The sequence below is a fragment of the Paenibacillus sp. J22FR21 genome, assembly GCF_056269135.1.
This window is the reverse complement of record NZ_JBWDNJ010000012.1, coordinates 1-18,933: the sequence shown is the minus strand read 5'-3', so window position 1 is coordinate 18,933 and position 18,933 is coordinate 1. Positions and strand designations below refer to the sequence as shown.

14 protein-coding genes are annotated in these 18,933 nt (G+C 51.0%); 11 read left to right on the top strand and 3 right to left on the bottom strand.

What is annotated here, in order from left to right; all coding sequences use genetic code 11:
* The first annotated feature begins 104 nt into the window (after positions 1-104).
* From AC0YNS_RS28795 to AC0YNS_RS28765, 7 genes are all read left to right on the top strand, one after another.
* Positions 105-1,532: a glycoside hydrolase family 32 protein gene (locus tag AC0YNS_RS28795; protein ID WP_475784365.1), complete on the top strand. Its 1,428-nt coding sequence runs from the start codon at positions 105-107 to the stop codon at positions 1,530-1,532.
* A gap of 176 nt (positions 1,533-1,708) precedes the next feature.
* Positions 1,709-2,674, top strand: a complete 966-nt coding sequence (locus tag AC0YNS_RS28790) for an ABC transporter permease (protein WP_475784364.1) — start codon at positions 1,709-1,711, stop codon at positions 2,672-2,674.
* Between the two features lie 16 nt (positions 2,675-2,690).
* Positions 2,691-3,578: a carbohydrate ABC transporter permease gene (locus tag AC0YNS_RS28785; protein WP_475784363.1), complete on the top strand. Its 888-nt coding sequence runs from the start codon at positions 2,691-2,693 to the stop codon at positions 3,576-3,578.
* An 89-nt stretch (positions 3,579-3,667) separates the two neighbouring features.
* Complete coding sequence (locus AC0YNS_RS28780; RefSeq protein ID WP_475784362.1) at positions 3,668-5,440, top strand: extracellular solute-binding protein; 1,773 nt, start codon at positions 3,668-3,670, stop codon at positions 5,438-5,440.
* Positions 5,441-5,526: 86 nt separating this feature from the next.
* Positions 5,527-7,137 (top strand): response regulator, encoded by a 1,611-nt coding sequence (locus AC0YNS_RS28775; RefSeq protein ID WP_475784361.1) that lies wholly within the window; start codon positions 5,527-5,529, stop codon positions 7,135-7,137.
* Positions 7,115-8,932: a cache domain-containing sensor histidine kinase gene (locus tag AC0YNS_RS28770; RefSeq protein WP_475784360.1), complete on the top strand. Its 1,818-nt coding sequence runs from the start codon at positions 7,115-7,117 to the stop codon at positions 8,930-8,932. Before AC0YNS_RS28775 ends, AC0YNS_RS28770 begins: the two co-directional genes overlap by 23 nt.
* A 135-nt stretch (positions 8,933-9,067) precedes the next feature.
* The gene (locus AC0YNS_RS28765; protein ID WP_475784359.1) at positions 9,068-11,233 is read left to right on the top strand and encodes an ADP-ribosylglycohydrolase family protein; all 2,166 of its coding nucleotides are present in this window, start codon (positions 9,068-9,070) and stop codon (positions 11,231-11,233) included.
* Positions 11,234-11,282: 49 nt separating this feature from the next.
* On the opposite strand, the gene AC0YNS_RS28760 is transcribed toward AC0YNS_RS28765, so the two are convergent.
* The gene (locus AC0YNS_RS28760; protein ID WP_475784358.1) at positions 11,283-12,515 is read right to left on the bottom strand and encodes an NAD(P)/FAD-dependent oxidoreductase; all 1,233 of its coding nucleotides are present in this window, start codon (positions 12,513-12,515) and stop codon (positions 11,283-11,285) included.
* Positions 12,516-12,535: 20 nt separating this feature from the next.
* Positions 12,536-12,859, bottom strand: coding sequence for a MocE family 2Fe-2S type ferredoxin (locus AC0YNS_RS28755; RefSeq protein WP_475784357.1), 324 nt, complete (start codon positions 12,857-12,859; stop codon positions 12,536-12,538).
* Between the two features lie 178 nt (positions 12,860-13,037).
* Here AC0YNS_RS28755 and AC0YNS_RS28750 point away from each other — a divergent pair, with 178 nt between their 5' ends.
* Positions 13,038-15,338, top strand: coding sequence for a glycoside hydrolase (locus AC0YNS_RS28750; protein WP_475784356.1), 2,301 nt, complete (start codon positions 13,038-13,040; stop codon positions 15,336-15,338).
* Between the two features lie 479 nt (positions 15,339-15,817).
* Here the strand turns inward: AC0YNS_RS28750 and AC0YNS_RS28745 are convergent, their stop codons facing one another.
* Entirely contained in the window at positions 15,818-16,108 is a 291-nt protein-coding gene (locus AC0YNS_RS28745; RefSeq protein ID WP_475784355.1) for a hypothetical protein, read from the bottom strand.
* A 246-nt stretch (positions 16,109-16,354) separates the two neighbouring features.
* Here AC0YNS_RS28745 and AC0YNS_RS28740 point away from each other — a divergent pair, with 246 nt between their 5' ends.
* From AC0YNS_RS28740 to AC0YNS_RS28730, 3 genes are all read left to right on the top strand, one after another.
* The gene (locus AC0YNS_RS28740) at positions 16,355-16,726 is read left to right on the top strand and encodes a VOC family protein (protein WP_475784354.1); all 372 of its coding nucleotides are present in this window, start codon (positions 16,355-16,357) and stop codon (positions 16,724-16,726) included.
* Between the two features lie 22 nt (positions 16,727-16,748).
* Positions 16,749-17,525 (top strand): helix-turn-helix domain-containing protein, encoded by a 777-nt coding sequence (locus tag AC0YNS_RS28735; RefSeq protein WP_475784353.1) that lies wholly within the window; start codon positions 16,749-16,751, stop codon positions 17,523-17,525.
* 136 nt (positions 17,526-17,661) lie between these two features.
* A complete protein-coding gene (locus tag AC0YNS_RS28730) occupies positions 17,662-18,495 on the top strand; it encodes a phytanoyl-CoA dioxygenase family protein (RefSeq protein WP_475784352.1) in 834 nt (277 codons plus the stop codon).
* Positions 18,496-18,933: the final 438 nt, after the last annotated feature.

Here is an 18,933-nt window from a genome sequence, read left to right as displayed (position 1 = left end):
CGGAATGCAGCATGAAAAACCGCTTTTTAATATATTCGAGTTCGAATGATGTGCTCTATGATGATGGTGTCTGTCTCACTATGGATATAAGGAGCAAACATAATATGAATCTCTATCGTCCGATCTATCATTTTTTGCCGCCGAGCAATTGGATGAACGATCCTAACGGCCTGCTTTATTATGAGGGAGAATACCATATGTTCTATCAATACAATCCAAATGGTGATGCATGGGGAACGATTCATTGGGGTCATGCGAAGAGTAAGGATCTAGTCCATTGGGAACATCTTCCGATCGCGCTAACCCCTTCGATGCAACTAGGGGAAGAGCATTGTTTCTCGGGCTGCGCCGTGATCGGACCGGAAGGCGTTCCAACCTTGTTCTACACAAGCATTGGCAGCGGCGAGGAGCGGGGATACGAAGATGGCGCAGAGCAATGGATGGCTGCGAGCACGGACGGTATGATGACCTGGAACAAGTATCCGGGTAATCCGGTTCTCTCTAAGGACGTTCATGGTGAACTGAAGATCCGCGATTGGCGCGACCCCTACATTTGGAAACACGAGGAAAGCTGGCTGATGGTCATCGGTGGAAAACATGACGGCAAAGGCTGTGCCATGATCTATGGTTCGGATGATCTGAAGTCATGGAAGCTGCTGAACAAGCTGATGGAAGCTCAGCGCACAGAAGAGTATTTATGGGAGTGCCCAATATTCTTCCCGCTGGATGGCAAATATGTGTTGATCTATTCGCCTAAGGACGCCGTTCGCTATTATACGGGTACGTTAAACGACGACTTTACATTCACGCCTGAGCGGCATGGGATACTTGATCCCAGCGGTTGGGAAGGCTTCTATGCACCGAATGTGATGGAGGAAGGCGAGGGGCGAAAATTACTTTGGGCCTGGATGCCCGAATTTGCGCGTGGAGAATTCGAAGGGGCGAAGGGCTGGGCTGGAGCGCTAACCGTTCCCCGGGTACTGTCGCTGACAGAGGACGGCGCACTCCGCATGGAGCCGGTCAAGGAACTCGAGCAGCTGCGCGGAGAGCGCGAGAGCACAAGCGACCTGACGTTGAGCAGCGGCCAAACACGGACACTGAGGACGAGGGGGAGAGCGCTCGAGCTGCTTGCAGAAATCGAGTTGACGGATGCGGACTCAACTTTTGGATTCAAGCTGCTGCATGGGGAGCATGATGAAGAATCCACGCGCATTCTATTTGATCCAAGTCAGCAGCGTTTTACTATAGACCGCTCTCGTTCAAGCCTTTCACCTTCGACACATCGCATGGAGCTGCAGGGGAAGATCGATTGGCAGATCGGAGATACGGCCATCGTACATATTTTATTGGACCACTCCTTACTGGAGGTATTCGCCGGCTATGAATCCAGTATGTCTGCACGGATATATCCGTTATTGCCGGACAGCGATCGAATCAGCGTCTTTGCAGCAGGCAGCGGCAGCGTCACGTTCCGTTCGCTGCAGGTCTGGACGCTTCAATCCATATGGCCTGAGCAGCACGAACCCGGATAACGATCCGGGTTTTCTAATTCACCGGCATGACAGCTGTTTCACCTGAAAAAGAGCGTTTTCAAACATGAATGTCCGCTTATTTGGATATTTCCTGAGAGAGGCGTGAGCTATGATGAATACAAGAAATGAATCCGCTTTCAATGCAGCGAGGAAAGGCCAGAGAGGATGACCAGAATATGAATCATGTCCCGGGAGAGTTACTGCCGGCAGCTTCCCCTCCTATTCATCGAAGAACCCACATCTGGAGGAAGATCAAGAGGCAGAAGATATTGCTGCTCTTCAGTCTCCCATTTGCGATTTGGGCAGCCGTGTTCTGCTATGCACCGATATGGGGCTGGATCATGGCGTTCCAGGACTACAATCCCGGTAAAGGAGTGACGGGCAGTCCTTGGGTTGGCCTCATGCATTTCCAAGCCTTCTTCCAAGAAGAAATGCTCTATATACTGCTTCGGAACACGATTGCGATCAGCGTCTTGAATATCGTGGTAGGTACGTTCGGAGCGGTTGCTCTTGCGCTGCTGCTGAATGAAGTGAAGGGCGTTTTCTTCAAGCGGACGGTTCAAACCGTATCGTATTTGCCCTATTTCATTTCGTATGTCGTTGTCGCCAACCTGTTCTTGACGCTGCTCTCACCATCGGATGGGACAGTTAACCGCATTTTATTGAAGCTTGGTCTGATCGATAAGCCGATCTTCTTCTTCGCCGAGCCGCATCTGTTCTGGGTGCTCGTCGTACTCATCAACGTTTGGAAAAACATCGGCTGGGACGCGATTATCTACATTGCAGCGATGTCGTCCGTAGACACGGAATTGTACGACGCAGCCAGTGTGGATGGGGCGGGACGCTGGCGAAAAATGTGGCATATCACCTTGCCATGTATCCGTCCGACGATTGTGGTGCTGCTCGTGCTTAGCGCAAGCGGAATCTTGAATGCCGGCTTCGATCCATCCTACTTGCTCGGCAATCCGATGGTTCACGACTATTCGGAAGTCATTGATACGTACGTTTACCGCATGGGACTAGGTAATGCGATGTACTCCTACGCAACTGCGATCGGCCTATTCCGATTGCTGGTATCCCTGGTGCTCTTGTATCTCGTAAACCGAATGGCGAAGCGGCTCGGAGAGGACAACGTGCTATGAAAAGAGGGACAAGACGATGAAACAAAGATGGCATGATGTCGCGTTCGATGTTTTTAACATTAGCGCTCTCACGATATTGATGATTGTTACGTTGTATCCATTCCTGCATGTGCTTGCATTCTCTCTAAACGATGCCGTAGATTCCATGCGGGGAGGGCTGACGGTGTGGCCTCGTAAATTCACTTTTGCGAACTACGGCGTCATCTTCCGCTACGATGCATTAATCAATGCTTCCATCATGAGTGTGCTTAGAACCGTCGTCGGGACGGTAACCTCTGTCTTATGCACAGCCATGCTCGCTTACTCGTTATGTAAGAAGGATTTGATCGGGTACAAGTTTTTCAATTCGCTGTTCATTATGACCATGTTCCTCTACGGCGGCTTGATACCCACGTTTATTCTGTTTAAGACGATCCACATCTATAATTCGTTCTGGGTCTATATTATCCCGGGCTTGATCAGCGCCTTCAATATGATACTGCTTCGCACCAATTTCAAGGCCATTCCGGAATCGCTGATTGAATCCGCTTATATCGACGGAGCTAACGATATTTATGTATTCTTCCGAATCATCTTGCCGCTATCGACGCCGATTATCGCCACGATTGGACTGTTCGTTGCTGTCGGCCAATGGAACTCCTGGCAGGACACGCTGTTCTTCACAGTCAATGGCAAGCTGCAAACGCTTCAATACGTGCTCATGAAAATTTTAAATCAGACCGAAGCCGGCGCCATGATCAATCAGATGAAATCCAGCATGGCCCGCCGTGGGATGGTCAAAGTAACGCCAGAAGCGGTCAAGATGGCGATTACAATGGTCGCAACGGTGCCCATACTGTGCGTGTACCCCTTCATTCAGAAATATTTTGTCAAAGGTATGCTGCTCGGCTCCATCAAGGGTTAATCGGTTAGATCCGGGGCTGTTCGTCCTCCTAGAGGATTTGTAATAGCATAATAGTCAAAGAGAATTTACACTAATGGGGGAGGTTTCACATGAGACAAGCAAGAGTTCGGAAAGTATTTGGTATGATATTGAGCGCTTTGTTAGTCATTTCGGTAGTGGCCGGTTGCTCAGGCAATAACAACAATGCGACGAACGATTCTACGAAGCAGCCGTCGGAATCAAACGAAGCAAGCGGGGCGTCGGATACACAAGGAAACGCAGCGGCGCAGACAGGAGATATGTCTGCATGGCCGGATGCTGAATTCAGCGTCATGCTTGGTTGGAACGTGCCGCAGCTTGCGTCTCAGGATGCGCCGGTCGTGAAACAGGTTTACGATAAAACGAAAGTTCGCCTGAACCTTGAATCGCCTCCGGCTAATGTAGATGAGAAGCTGAATATTATGCTGGCCAGCGGGGAGATGACGGACGCGATCGTCATTTCCAATCCATCCATGGCGCAGAAGTTCATCGACGCCGGATATGTCATTCCATTAGACGAATTGTTCGATAAATACGGCGGTCAAATCAAGGAGAATTTAAACTCGGTATGGGGCCAGCTGAAAAACGATGACGGAAAGATCTATAAAATCCCTTCGAGCTACATCCTTCCTGGTGCGGAAAGAATGCTTGAAACCGGTTATAGCTTTCAGTTTCTGACGAACGTCCTGGAGGCTAAAGGCTGGTACAAGCCGCAAACGTTCGATGAACTTACGGCGCTGCTCAAAGAAGTGAAGGAGAAGTACCCGCAGTATATTCCGATGTCTCTGGCGCTCGGAACAGAAAGCTTCTACACGAACATGATCAAAACCTTGGCAGGGGCCGAGGGCGTAAGGCTGTACAACGATTACGTCTGGACGCCTGACGATAAGCTGATTTACAAATATAAGGACGCCGGCATCCGCGATTCACTGAAGTGGCTAAACCAATTATATCAGCAAGGGTTGCTCGACGAGGAGTCTGCCGTTCAGAACATAGACGGGTTTAAGGCGAAGATGGCTTCTGAGAAAGTGTTCTCGTCCATCGGATCCTGGTTCGACAACATGTACGAAGCGAACAGTATCTTCACCCAAGACAAGAAGCCGTTTCGCTTCAAATACTTCCTGTTGAAAGGGAAACCGGAAGTAGCGAAGACGACTTACGACGCATACGGAGCAAACTACGATTCGGGCGTCTATATTTCGAGTAAAATGAAAGATCCGGAGCGGTTTATGCAGTTCGTGAATTACTTGAATACGCAGGAAGGCAACTTGCTGCAAAAAGGCGTCGTGAACTTTGACGGAGAAGATAAAGATGGCTATGATTACTTTATTACGGATGAAGACGGCAAAAAATATATTAAAAGCACGACTTTCCAAGTAAACGGATGGCAGAACGATGAGCTGTTTGCGTCGAAGCGCGGATTGAACAATTTCGGGTTTCTGACCTTTAGCACGGATATGAACGATCACCCAAGCTTCACGTACCAAATGTCGCGCAAGGAACTGGACTTCTCCATGTGGTGGGACGAAGAGACCAAGCGGGCCAACGAAGGTTATGGCGAGAAAGGGACGGATTGGATCGAGGAAGGAAGAAGCACGGGGTGGGACTACACGGATATCGCCGGACTTAACTTTAAACCGGAGAGCCCGGAGTATATTGCTACTACTAAAGTGAATCAGTTATCCTACAATTCGATCGTCAAGCTGATCCTGTCCGCGTCTGATGCAGATTTCGATAAAGGCTACGATGAGTTCTTGAAGAAAGCGGATGATATGGGCATCGGCAAAGCGGAAGCAGCGATGAACCAAATGTATCAGGACCGCAAAGCAGAGTGGCAGCAATAAGCAGATAAGTTTCGGAAAGGCTCCGGTTGCCACAACGGGAGCCTTTCCGAATTTCTAATGGGCAATTGCGGCAAGGAGGAATCATCATGATTAACTTGTTTATCGTAGACGACGAGGATATGGAACGGGAGGGTATCCGTTCGCTCTTTGACTGGAACCAGCTCGGTATCACGATCATTGGCGAGGCATGGAACGGGCAAGCTGCATTAGAGGCTCTTGCCGACGTGGAACCGGACATCGTGATTACAGATGTGCGAATGCCGGGCATGAACGGACTGGAGTTCGCGAGTAGGCTGAAGCAACACTATCCGAACGTCAAATTTATCTTCATTAGCGGGTATGAGGATTTCGATGCGGCAAGGAACGCAGTGGATGTGAGCGCGGTTGCTTATTTAATGAAACCCATCAATAAAGAGACCTTGATGGATACGATTGCCGGAGCGATAGGCCGGATTCAGGAAGAGAAACATCGCGAGAAAAAGGAGGTCCAGCTCAAGCATCAGGTGGAGGAAAGCCTGCCCTTGCTGCGAGAGCAGCTGCTGCGGGACATTCTGCTCGGCATCGAACGGATCGACGACGAACGGACGATGCAGCGGGCAGAGTCCTATGGATTGTCGCTGCCTGGGATCCCTACGGCCGTCATGATCGTGAAAGCGGAGGAGCTTGGGGCAGACCGCGAGGAATCGGAGCACTTGATGACGATTGCTGTCTATCGCGAGCTCAGCGGGTTGATCGGGGAGGAGACGAGCTTACCCGTCGTCATGACCCGAGAAGGCGAATATGTCGTGCTGATTCCTTGTTCTCCGATTCTTACGCAGGAAGACATGGAAGAGCATTTGGAGCAGACGGCCACGAGCTGGATCCAGCAGCTGCAGCGGTCAACGGGGATGTCCCTGGCGGTCGGCATTGCGCTGGCTGAGGATGGTATTCGCAGCTGCCCACGCTATTACCGAATGGCCAGAATGGCAGTCAGCCGCAAGTTTTATTCTGGCGCGCAAAATGTGCTGTGGCATGAGGACGACGAAGGCAGCAGGGATGAATATCCGATTGTCATTCATCGCTTGAAAGCTGAATTGGAGGAAGCGATTATCGCCTCCGATCCGGCTAGGATTGAACAAATTGTCGCGACCAGCTTACAAGGTAAATCGATGAAGAAGGAGCAAGCCTGGTTCGTTGCGATCGATCTTCTAAATACCGCTTTGCAAACGCTTGCGGAGAAGAAAGAGCTGATGAAAGCGGCGTTCGAGCAAGAGAAGGCGCCATGGGAGAAGTTGATGCTGATGGATACCATTGACTCACTATCAGCTTGGGTCGTCGCTTATATTCAAGGCATCGCCGAATTGATCAAGAATAATCAAGGCAACAGAAACGAACACATTGTACAGACGATCAAGCAGTGGGTGAAGAGCGAGTACATGACGGATGTAACGATCAATTCCATTGCAGGCCGAGTATTCCTGGCTCCGGGTTATGTCCGGAAACTATTTAAGAACCACACGGGCATGACGCTGAAGGAGTACATCGTGCAAACCCGAATGAAAAATGCGAGCGAGCTGCTTCGCCAACCCGAGCGTAAAGTAAATGAAGTCGCGCTTGCTGTCGGCTACGAGAACGTTTCCTACTTCTGCGCGGTATTCAAAAACTTTTACGGCATATCGCCGGGGGAATTCAAAGATGCGTATCAAATCCTGGCTTAATGATTTATCCAACCTTACCATAAACCGGATCAGGCTGAAGCCGAAATTAATCGCTGCCTATATGGTTGCCGCCTTCTTGCCGCTTCTGTTCATGGGCTTCTTTCTGGTGCATAAGGCGAATCAGATCATCGAAAATCAAACCAACCTTACCTACGGAATCTCGATGCAGCAGTTGATGTACAACATGGAAACCCGGCTTGCTTCGTATGAGGAGCTGTCTAATCATTTCTACTTTGATACCAATTTGAACCTGGATCTCCAGAAGGATTACAGCACAAGTTCGAACCTGGACAAATACGAGGTCGAGAACGATTTTATCGAGCGTGTAAAAGTATTGCTGAAATTCAAAAACGATGTACGAACTGTCGGTATTTATTTTCATAATGCGACCCTGTATAATGCCAAACCCTATTTGACCTATGCAGACGACAAAATCGCGAGTCAGCTTAATTTCCAGAGAGCCTCGGCATCCAAGTATAAAGGATATTGGGGGGAGCTGAAGTCCATACCCGATGGTAATTTGTATTGGGACGTGGAATTAAGACGCAACGCGCATAATACACGGGTATTCAGCTATAATCGGCCCTTGGAATTTTATACGGATCATCATTCAACAGGCTTACTGACGATTGAAATCAAGGAATCGGAGTTCTATCAGCTGCTATCCAAAGAGGGGAAGGACAAGGCGATCTACCTTGTGGAGCCCGATGGGAATATTATTACGTCCAATGATCGGACTAGCTTGGGCAACAGCCTGGAAGAGGACGTGCTGGGTGAAATAGGGAAGCAGGCTAGCGGGGACTTTCTGCTGCAGCGGAGTGGCGACCATTTCAAAGTGATGTACAGCGAATTGTCGAACGGCTGGAAAATGGTTTATATGATTCCGGTCAACCGTCTGCTGGAAGAAACGAAGAACATGCGAAATTACGGACTGCTGTTTATTCTTGCCAGCGCGGCCCTGTCCGTAGCGTTGCTTGTTCTTTTCTCGAATCTGATCCTCGGCCGTATGACCATTCTGCTCAAGCGCATCCAAAGAATGAGGAACGGAGAAATCGAGACGGGGCGGTTCGTGAGCGGGAAGGATGAAATCGCCGTTCTGGACCATAGCTTTAATCAAATGGCGGAACGCATGAAATATTTGATCGACGAAGTATACACGCTCTCGATAAAGAGAAAGGAAGCAGAATTGACGGCGCTCCAAAGCCAAATCAATCCGCATTTTCTTTACAATACCTTGTCCACGGTCAGCTGGCTTGGTCGGAAGAACGGAAATGAAGATGTATGCGAGATCGTAGAAAGCTTGGCGAAGTTCTACCGCATTTCCCTGAGTAAGGGGAAGGATGTCATCACGATGCGGGAGGAGTTTGAATGCATTAAAGCTTATATCGACATTCAGCGGTATCGGATGAAAAACCGCATCCGCTCGATCTATGCACTCGATGATGGCATTATGGATGCGACCGTACTGAAGCTGATTTTACAGCCAATCGTCGAGAATGCGATTCTGCACGGACTCAGTCATGAGAAGGAACAAATTTCGATTTTGATTAAGGGCGGATATAACGGGGGGGTCATCCAGCTAGAGGTGAGTGACGACGGAGTCGGCATGGAGCCGGAGGTAGTAGCGATGTTGCTGGATGAGAATGTACAGCTGAATCAGAAGGGAGGTTATGGCCTGCGCAACGTGAACGAACGGATTAAGCTGCAATTCGGACACGATTACGGCGTAGAGGTCAAGAGCAAGCCTGGTTCCGGTACATCGGTATTCATCCGATTGCCTTATCAAACGGAATAAAGGAACGTTTTCGAGCACAAATGTCCGATTATTATGATATTTCCAAGTGGGTGCCCTGATGTATGATGAGGACAATTCATCTAGCGTAGACAACACGGCTGGAATGGAAAATGATAGAACGGAGTGTGAAAGGGAATGATGGGGATTTCCGAAAGATCGGCTCTTGTGAATCATACGATACCTGAGGATTATGTGGAACGCGTATATGCGGGATGGGTAGGAAAAACAATCGGTGTCCGCCATGGCGGCAATGTTGAAGGCTGGTCATACGAGCAGCTGGAGCGTACGTTCGGCGAAATTACCGGTTATTTGCATCAATTCAGGAATTTCGCCGCTGACGACGACACGAACGGCCCGCTGTTCTTCCTGCGAGCGCTTGAGGATTATACGCATACGCCTGATATCACTGCCGAGCAGATGGGGCTGGCATGGCTCAATTACGCGCCTGACGGCCATGGATTCTATTGGTGGGGCGGATACGGCAAATCTACGGAGCATACCGCGTATCTGAACTTGAAGAACGGTATCATGGCACCGCGTTCCGGTTCTATGGCGTTAAATGGAAGCGCTGTCGCAGAGCAAATCGGCGGACAGATTTTTATCGACGCATGGGGACTGATCGCTCCGGGTAATCCGAGATTGGCGGCTCATTATGCGGAGAAAATTGCTAGTGTATCGCATGACGGCAATGGTATTTATGGAGGAATGTTCATTGCCGCCTGTATCGCAGCCGCATTCGTAGAGCGGGATATCGAAGCGATTATCGCAGCTGGCCTAGCCGTTATTCCTGAGGATTGCGAATATACCCGGATGACCAAAGACGTGATCGAGTTTTATCACCGGAATCCGGACAATTGGCGGGACTGCTTCAAGTTCGTATTCGACAACTACGGTTATGACCGCTATCCCGGCGTATGCCACATTATTCCGAACTCCGCGGTCATCGTCCTATCCTTGCTATATTCCGGGGGCGATTACTCCAAGGCGATTAATATTTGCAACATGTGCGGATGGGATACCGATTGCAACGTCGGTAACGTAGGTACGATTATGGGCGTCATGGTCGGCCTGGACGGCATCGATCCATCGTGGCGCAAGCCAATCAACGATTTCCTATGCTGTTCCAGCGTTATCGGTTCCTTGAACGCGATCGATCTGCCGTGGTGCGCGCAATACGTTGCCGAGTTGGGCTATCGCATCGCAGGCACCGAGCCTTCGGACAAATGGAAGCCGATCTTAAGCGGCGCGCAACCGCAGTTCCATTTTGAATTTCCGGGATCTACGCATGCGTTCAGGACCGATTGGGACGACCGCAGCCATCATGTTACGAGCTTCGTGGAGAATACGACGGAAGCGGCGGCAAACGGAGAGCGCTCGCTCAAAGTTGTCTTCGATCGTTCCCACGGCGGACAAGGTTATCGAGCTTACCGACAAACCTATTACCGTCCTGAGGATTTCAACGACAGCCGTTATGATCCGTGCTTCTCGCCGAATCTTTACCCGGGGCAGTCGATTGAAGCGAAGGTCATGCTGCCTATCTCCGAGAAACGGCCGATTCAGGTGCGGCTGTACGTTCGCGATCGTAATGCCGACGTTCGCCATTACGGGGAGAAGACGACACTTACGCCAGGTGAGTGGACGCAGCTAGCCTACTCGATCCCGGCAATGGAAAATGTCTGTCTGCTTGAAGCGGGCATAGAGTGGATTCCCGAAGGAGGCTGGGGACCGTTGATCGCTTATGTGGACGACATGCACTTCGCCGGGAAGCCTGATTACACGATCGATTTTGCGCTGGAACGACTGGAGAAATGGACCGGTACGCATATTGAAGTGAGCCAGCTCACCTATCTGCGTGGCTTATGGACGTTGGATGAAGGTAAGCTATGCGGCAGCTATTATGGCGAGTCTGCCGAGAGTTATACGGGAGATCTGCAGTGGAAGGATTATCGGTTTGCGGCTTCGGTGATCCCGCAATCCGGCAGCGAGCATCGTATTCTCTTCCGTGTGCAAGGTGGCATTCGCTCTTATGCCGCAGGCTTCTCTGAAGGCGGCAAGTTCCGTCTATATAAGAACGGGAACGGCTATCGCGAGCTCGCGAGCGTCGATTTCGAGTGGGTATGCGGTCAGGAGTATGAGGTAGGAATCAGCGCGATTGGCGGCGACTTCGAAGTTACCGTTAACGGAGACACTGTGATTCGATACAAGGACGAAGCTGCGCCTTACTTGAGCGGTATGGTAGGCTTTGCTAACGATAAGGGCAGTCGGACGCAATATTCGACTTACGGGGTTAAGGGGCTTTAGAAGACAAAAGCGGCGGTGCGGGATATCATCCTGCACCGCCGCTTTTTCATTATTTCAACAGCGATTTCAGCTTCGTGCTCGCACTGGCGAGAATCGCCGGGTCGATGACGGCTTTGCGCTCGATGAGCATCTCCGCCAAGCGAATATCCTTGGCGATGCCGGGGCCGATGCCGCTGGCAGCTGCCAGTGTGCCGTCTTCCGCCAGATGGAAGAAGAAATGCACATTGTCGGCCGATTCGCGTTTGATCTTATTTGCGCTGCCGAAGTCGACAAGGCCTGCAACCTGCAACGACTCGTCGTATTGATCCGACCAGAACCACGGAATAGCCTCATACGGTGCATCAGCGCCGAGCATATTCTGCGCGGCATGGATACCTTGGTCCTGCGCATTGCGCCAGGATTCAAGGCGAACACGCGTGCCGCCGTACAGCGCAAGCGGGAAGGAGCAGCAGTCGCCGGCTGCGAAGATATCCGGGTCGCTTGTTGCAAGCTTCTCATTAGCACGGATGCCATTCTCGATCTCAAGGCCGCAGCCTTCAGCCAGAGCAATCTCAGGCACTGCTCCGATACCGATGATGAGGGCGTCGCAGCGAACCGTTTCTCCGTCGGCCATCTCGATAATCTGCGTGCCGTTATCGTTCGTGATGCGGCTGATTGCTGTACCGATCTTGAACGTAACGCCTGCTTTGCGATGTCTTGCTTCCACGACGTTCGCGATTTCTTCAGGTACGCCGCGCGTCAGAATACGCGGACCTACTTCAAGCAACGTAACGTCGCAGCCGCGCTCGCGAGCGCTCGCCGCAACTTCGAGTCCGATAAAGCCGCCGCCGACGATGACGATATGTTTGCCCGGGTGTAGCTGGGAACGAATTGCAAGCGCATCGGCGAATGTACGAAGGTACATGGCACCGGATGTATCGGAGCCTTCCATGTTCAGCTTACGCGGGCTTGCGCCTGTCGCAAGAAGCAGCTTCTCATAGGACAACACGCTGCCGTCTGCCAGCTGAATGCTGTGCGCAGCACGATCAATGCTAGTTACATGGCTGTCCGACAACAGCTGGATATTAAGCTCAGCGAGCTTAGCCTCGTCCAGCATGAATGTCGGTGCCGGTGTTTCATCTTCAAGCAGGACGCTCTTCGATAGCGGCGGACGCTCGTAAGGCGTGCGGTTTTCTTTGCCGATCAGCGTAATGCTGCCTTCGTAACCTTGATTACGAAGCTCCATTGCCGCGTTTGCACCCGCTTCGCCGGCGCCGATAATAACCATTCCCCGTTGTGTCATATCTATTTAAGTCCCCTGTCTTAGTCGAGTTTAATGTAGACCTTGCCCGATTCCACTTGAACCGGATAGGTTTTGAGATCTTCACATACAGGAGCTTTCTTGCCTTGTCCCGTCGTATAGTCGAATCTGCCGTTATGTTTCGGACATTCAATGATATGTCCCATCACCAAACCGTCGGATAAGTGAACCTTCTCATGGGTGCAAAAGCCGTCGGTCGCGTAAAATTTCCCTTTATCAGAATGGTAGACAGCAAACGTCCGGTCTGCGTGATCGAAACGGATGACATCCTCCTCATCAATATCGTCAACTTCACAAACCTCAATCCAGCCTTCAATTGTACTCATGTGTTAACTTCCTCCTGTTCGTATGGGTGAAACGTTTCACCTTGTCATTCCATTATAAACATTGCTCCATCTGCTGTCTATTATACAGATCCTATATCTAATTATGTAAGGGTTTTCATATAAGTGTTTTAGGGGAGGACATTGTCCGACTGATAGTACCTTAAAGGAGGAATTCATAATGATTCGACAGGTTAAAAAGAGCGCGAGTATCGCCCTGCTGACGACGCTCGCAGTGAGCGTAATAGCAGTGCAGCCCGCCGCTGCAGCGACGACGGTGATCGTCGATCCCGGCATCCGATCATTGCCGTTCGGCGGGTGGGGCACCTCGCTTGCATGGTCGGCGAATTACACGGGCAATTGGACCAGCAAGGATACGCTGGCGGATTTGCTCTACAGCACCACGAACACGGATGCCAATCCGAGCACCATGTTCAACATCGCGCGTTACAACATTGGCGGCGGCAATGACCCTGCTTATGTCAGTTCCATGCGGGTCGGCGCAGCGGTGCCGGGATACAAAGCGACTTCGACCTCCTCTTATGACTGGACAGCAGATGCGAACCAGCGGTGGTGGCTGCAAGCGGCGAAGTCCAGAGTGCCGTCAGCCGATTTCAAGGCGGATGCCATCTCCTATTCGGCTCCGTACTGGATGACGAAGAGCGGGCAATCTACAGGGAACACGGATCCGAGCCAAGATAATCTGCAGACAGGATACGAAGCTCAGTTCGCGGATTATTTGACGGAGGTGGTGAAGCATTTTCGCGACTCATGGGGCATTACGTTTCGGACGCTGAATCCAATGAATGAAGCGAATTCCAACTACTGGGCAGCCGGCGGCAAGCAGGAGGGGATGAAGGTTTCGGCAGGCGCGAAGCAGGTTGCCCTTATTAACGCGACCAATTCGGCGCTTACTTCGAAGTCGCTAACAGGCACGACAATCAGCGGTCTCGATGAAACGAGCATCGCGATGTCCCACAGCTCACTGGACAGCCTCGATGCGACGGCAGCAGGTGCAATCACGCAGTTTAATACGCACACATACAGCGGCGGGGATCGCCAAGGGTTGTACCAGAAGGCTGCCGGTAACGGCCGCAGGCTGCAAATGTCCGAGGTGACCACTTCCTCCGGGACGCATGATCATAATTCGGTGTCCGCCTTCCTCGGTTTGGCTTCTGCCATCACGACCGACCTCAAGGACCTCGCTCCCCAAGAGTGGGTGTATTGGCAGGCGATTGAGTCGGAAGCGGAGTCTCTAGCGGGAAACGGGAACTGGGGGTTGATTCATTTTGCCTCAGACGGTACACAGAATTATTGGATTATGAAGAAGTTTCATGTGATGCGGCAGTACAGTAATTTCATTCGTCCAGGGTACAAAATCATTGCCAACAACGATGCCAAGACGATTACTGCGATCGATCCGGCAACCGGCAAAGTATCGATCATCGTCTACAATGACACGGCCTCGGCCGCCAGCTACACGTTTGATTTGAACAAATTCGGCACCGTGACCGGCTCCGTTCAAGCTTATCGCACATCATCGACGGAGAATCGCGCGACACTATCGACCCTTGCGTTGTCCGGCAAAACGTTCACGACCAGCTTACCCGCCAATTCAGTATCTACGTTTGTCGTCCAAACAACCGGAGGTATGAGCAACCTTGTACAGAATCCGAATTTTGAAGCCAGCGTCGCAGGCCAGAACATGCCGGGATGGATAACGTGGGGCGGCGACTATAAGGGCACGAATATTGATGCTGATTACACGCAAGCAGGCGGAATAAGCGGTGGCTCCTACGAGGCGGTCCATTGGAAAGCGGCAGCCTATACGGTTTACACTAGCCAAGATATTAGCTTACCGAACGGTACGTACACGCTCAGAGCGAATGTTAAATCAAGCGGCGGCCAGAGCCAGGCGAGAATGGTTGCTAAGAACTACGGTGGGGCGGAGCTGTCTGCGAACATCCCTACGACCTCCACTTATACGACCATCTCGATTCCTAGCGTACCGATCAGCAATGGCAGCGTGCAGATCGGCTTCTACTCCGTGGCGAATGGCGGAAATTGGATTGCCTTTGACAATGTGAGTCTAACGCCGGTGAACTTGGGGCTGAACAAGTCGATTTGGGGTTCGAGCCAGTGGGATGCGAACTATACCCCGGCCAAAGCTAACGATGGCGATTCGGCTGGAACGAGGTGGAACTCGGCTTCCGGAACAAGTGCGGGGGAATGGCTGCAGATTGATTTTGGCAGCAGTACGACGTTTAATACGGTGGTGCTCAAGGAATTCGATACGCGGATTACGAGCTTCAAGATTTCCTATTGGAATGGGTCTGCTTGGGTGGACAGCGCAACGGGGACAACGATTGGAGCAAGCAAGACGGTGACCTTCACGCCGGTAACGGGTACGAGCGTAAGGCTGTTGATTAACTCGGCCACCAATACGCCATCCATCTATGAGTTTGAGGTTTATAATCAGTAGCAAGCAAGTAGTAGGAAGGGGAGCACTGACCTCTTAAGGTTGGATGCTTCCTTTCTCTATGCGCGGAATTTCCATACCGTTCAACGATTCTATCTTCAAGGGATTAAGGTACATGCATGTTCAGCGCAGGGCCGCATGCCAACTCTAACGGTTGTGACAGTGGCTATTTGGCCCAAATGTACCCTTTTTATTTTCTAACGGTTGCCAGCGAGCTTATTTAATCGTTTCCCAATCGGAATCGACCCATTTGCTGCAAATAACGTCTGTCACAACCGTTAGCGTTTGAAACAGGCAATTTTTCATGTAATAGCCACTCTGACAACCGTTAAACTTTGGTTCATGTTGTATAGGCAAGATAGTGGCTGTCGAGACTTTCTCGGAAAGCCTGAGCAGTCCTGGTGGGCTGCCTTTATTTAGGTTGACTTCCCATCGCGGTCAGCTTAATAATCAAGGTACAGATGAAAATAACTAGGACAAGGTTAGTCCTTGGGCAGGTGCTGCTTGAGCGCAGCTTTTTTCGTGACCAGCTCTTTGGCTAGATCGGCTTGTTTGCGCGAGCTCGTCTTGATCTCTTCATTAAGCTTATTCTGGCGAGACAGCTTGCTGTTTAGATCACTGGCGGACTGACTTAGTTTCATGTCGCGCTGCAACTGCTTAATCTTCGCCTGCGCCTTATCCGTTTTGGCTTTCTCTTGCGGGATCTTGCTCTCTATTTCAGCAATTTCGCGTTGCAAACGATCGACAATTGCTTTGGTGAAATTAATGGACATGTAGGGCACCTCATACTCGTTTAGTGTAGCTAAGTCCTCATTTTACTATAGATGTTCCGGTTATGCGAGGAATGGAAGCCAAGGGTTGGAGGTGGTCGCGGAATGCAGGAGCTTGTCGGGCAATGCCAGCAATGTAAGAAGGAGATTTACTGCAAGGACGGATTTCTGGAAGGTTTGATTAGGGACGATGGGAAGTTGGTTTGCTTGGACTGTTCAAATCAGGAAGAGAAGGAGCGGTTATAGAACATGTCAATTCGGTTGAAAAGCACGTACCTGACGATTCCGGTCAGCAGCTTCGCCCAATCCACCCTGTGGTATGGTGAACATCTGGGATTTCGAGTGGTGAAAGAGGATCCATTCTATATCGAATTAGTGAATGAGTCGGGTATTCGCATTCTTTTCCAGCAAAATGACCACAATCTAAATTCGCATTTCGTTTACCCGGATGGCGCGCTTCAGTCCTCGTATGGGTTTATGGTAGAAGACGCGGAGGCTGCTTATCAAGCGTTTGTTGAGCGAGGCATCAAGGTCGGCCAGCTCTTCGATTATCAAGGCAAATCGTTCTCGTTCTATGATCCGGATGGCAATTTCATTGAAATATGGAGTCCAGAGCAATAACGGATGGAGGAGGCCATCAGCGTTGATCAAGCTTCATAGCTGTTATGCGAAGGATTTTCACGGGAAGTGGGAGATGGGCAAAAGCCCCACGCAGTTTCACATCCTGCTTGTCGTGACGAAGGGGAAAATCATCTACTACGTCGATGATGAGTCCGTCTTGCTGCAGAAGGGAGATGTTCTCTTCATGCCAGCCGGCACGGTTCGCGGGGGGATTTCGATGAGTGAAGAGCATCAGCGCTATGCCACGCATTTTACGCTGGATACTAATGATCGCATGCTGCTGCCGCTTCTCGCGGAGAATCGTTATTGCAAGACTACGATTAGCGGGTTTGAATATTTTAAACAACGGTTCATGTTATTGAAGCATCACTGGCTCATGAGAGGGCCGTATTCGGAACCGACCTGCTATGCGATTCTGCTGGAGCTGCTTAGCATTATCAATTATGAGCGCGACAAGTGGAAGCTTCCGGCGAAGAAGATTGAGATGACGGAAGATATCAAAACCTATCTGCTCGATCATTATAAGGAGTCGGTTTCGCTGGATGATTTGGCGCATTTGACGGGGAGGACGCCGAATCATGTCTCGCATCTGTTCAAGTCGGTCACGGGATTGTCGCCGATTGACTATTTGCATCATGTCCGGATCGTCAAGGCGAAGGAGTTGATGATTGATAAAATGATGTCGATCAGTGAAATCGCGGAGGAGACGGGATTTTGCGATCAGGCGTATTTTAACCGGGTGTTCAAGAAAGTGACGGGCTGCTCGCCTACGGCATTTATGAAGGGCAGGACGGGTTAGTAGCGGTGGGTGTGGTAGCGCTATCATGATAATCGTTGAATCGTCCAAAAGAAAGCGGGATCGTTACTCGAAAGCAGCCAGCAAACCATCTATGATTGAGACAGGTTGATTATCAATCATACGGAGGGGATTACGCGTGGATCCATCGTGCTTGCAGTATGCGTTGACCGAAGAAGAACGGAAACAGTTTAACGAATTGGGCTATCTGGTTGTCGAGAATGCGCTCTCGCCGGAGCAGGTTGCGGAGCTGACTACAGAATTTGACCGTATTTATGAAGATAAGCTGAGCGGCGGGCATGACCCGAAGACGGCATTGTTTTATCCAAATTTTATCCCGGATCACAGTTCGTTTCTTAATCTTGTGGATTACGATAAAGTGCTGCCCAAAGTATGGGATATCCTTGGCTGGAACATTTACTTGTACCATGCGCATATGATTGCGACTCCTCCGTCTGGGAAGCCGAAGAGTGATGCGACGTTCGGCTGGCACCAAGACAGCGGGCGCGTCAATATGGAGATGGAGTCGCATCCGCGTCCGCGTTTATCGCTGAAGGTCGCGTATTTCCTCTCCGATGTGTCGGAGCCGGATCGCGGCAACTTCTGGGTGGTGCCGGGCAGTCACCTGCAGGACAACTTGGAGATGCCGGCTGATCGGCAAGGCCAGCCGGAGGGCGCGATTCCGGTATGCGTGAAGCCGGGGTCGGCGGTCTTCTTCGATCGCCGCACGTGGCATGCCGGTTCGCCAAACTGGTCGGACTACACGCGCAAGGTGTTGTTCTACGGTTATGGCTATCGTTGGATTCGCACGAAGGACGACATGACCGTGCAGCATCTGTGGGAGAGCTCCGACCCTATCCGCCGCCAGCTGCTCGGCGCGAGCGTGAATTGCAACGGCCATTACAGTCCGACGGACGAGGATGTGCCGCTTCGAGGCTGGCTGAAGGAGCATCAGCCGGAGCTGGTGCGGTAATAGATGGCGTTGAAGGCTGCCTGGTGGCAGCCTTCTTTTATTTTCGATGTTGAGGCAGGCATGCTGATGTCTTGGAAACGCAACATGCCAGCGGAAAGTCGATTTTGTAACGTAGAGTTGCGCTAGGAGCAACAGATGTTCGGGAATTTCGGGTTTCCGGCAGAAGAAGCGCACGAGGAGGTCTACATGGCGAAGAATGCCGGATTTTTCGGTGAAAGAAGCGTACGAGGAGGTCTACATGAGCGAGAGTGCCGGGTATTCGGCGAAAGAAGCGCACGAGGAGGTCTACATGATCGAGGAAAGTCGGGTTTTCGGCGAAAGAAGCGCACGAGGAGGTCTACATGAGCGAGAGTGCCGGGTATTCGGCGAAAGAAGCGCACGAGGAGGTCTACATGATCGAGGAAAGTCGGGTTTTCGGCGAAAGAAGCGCACGAGGAG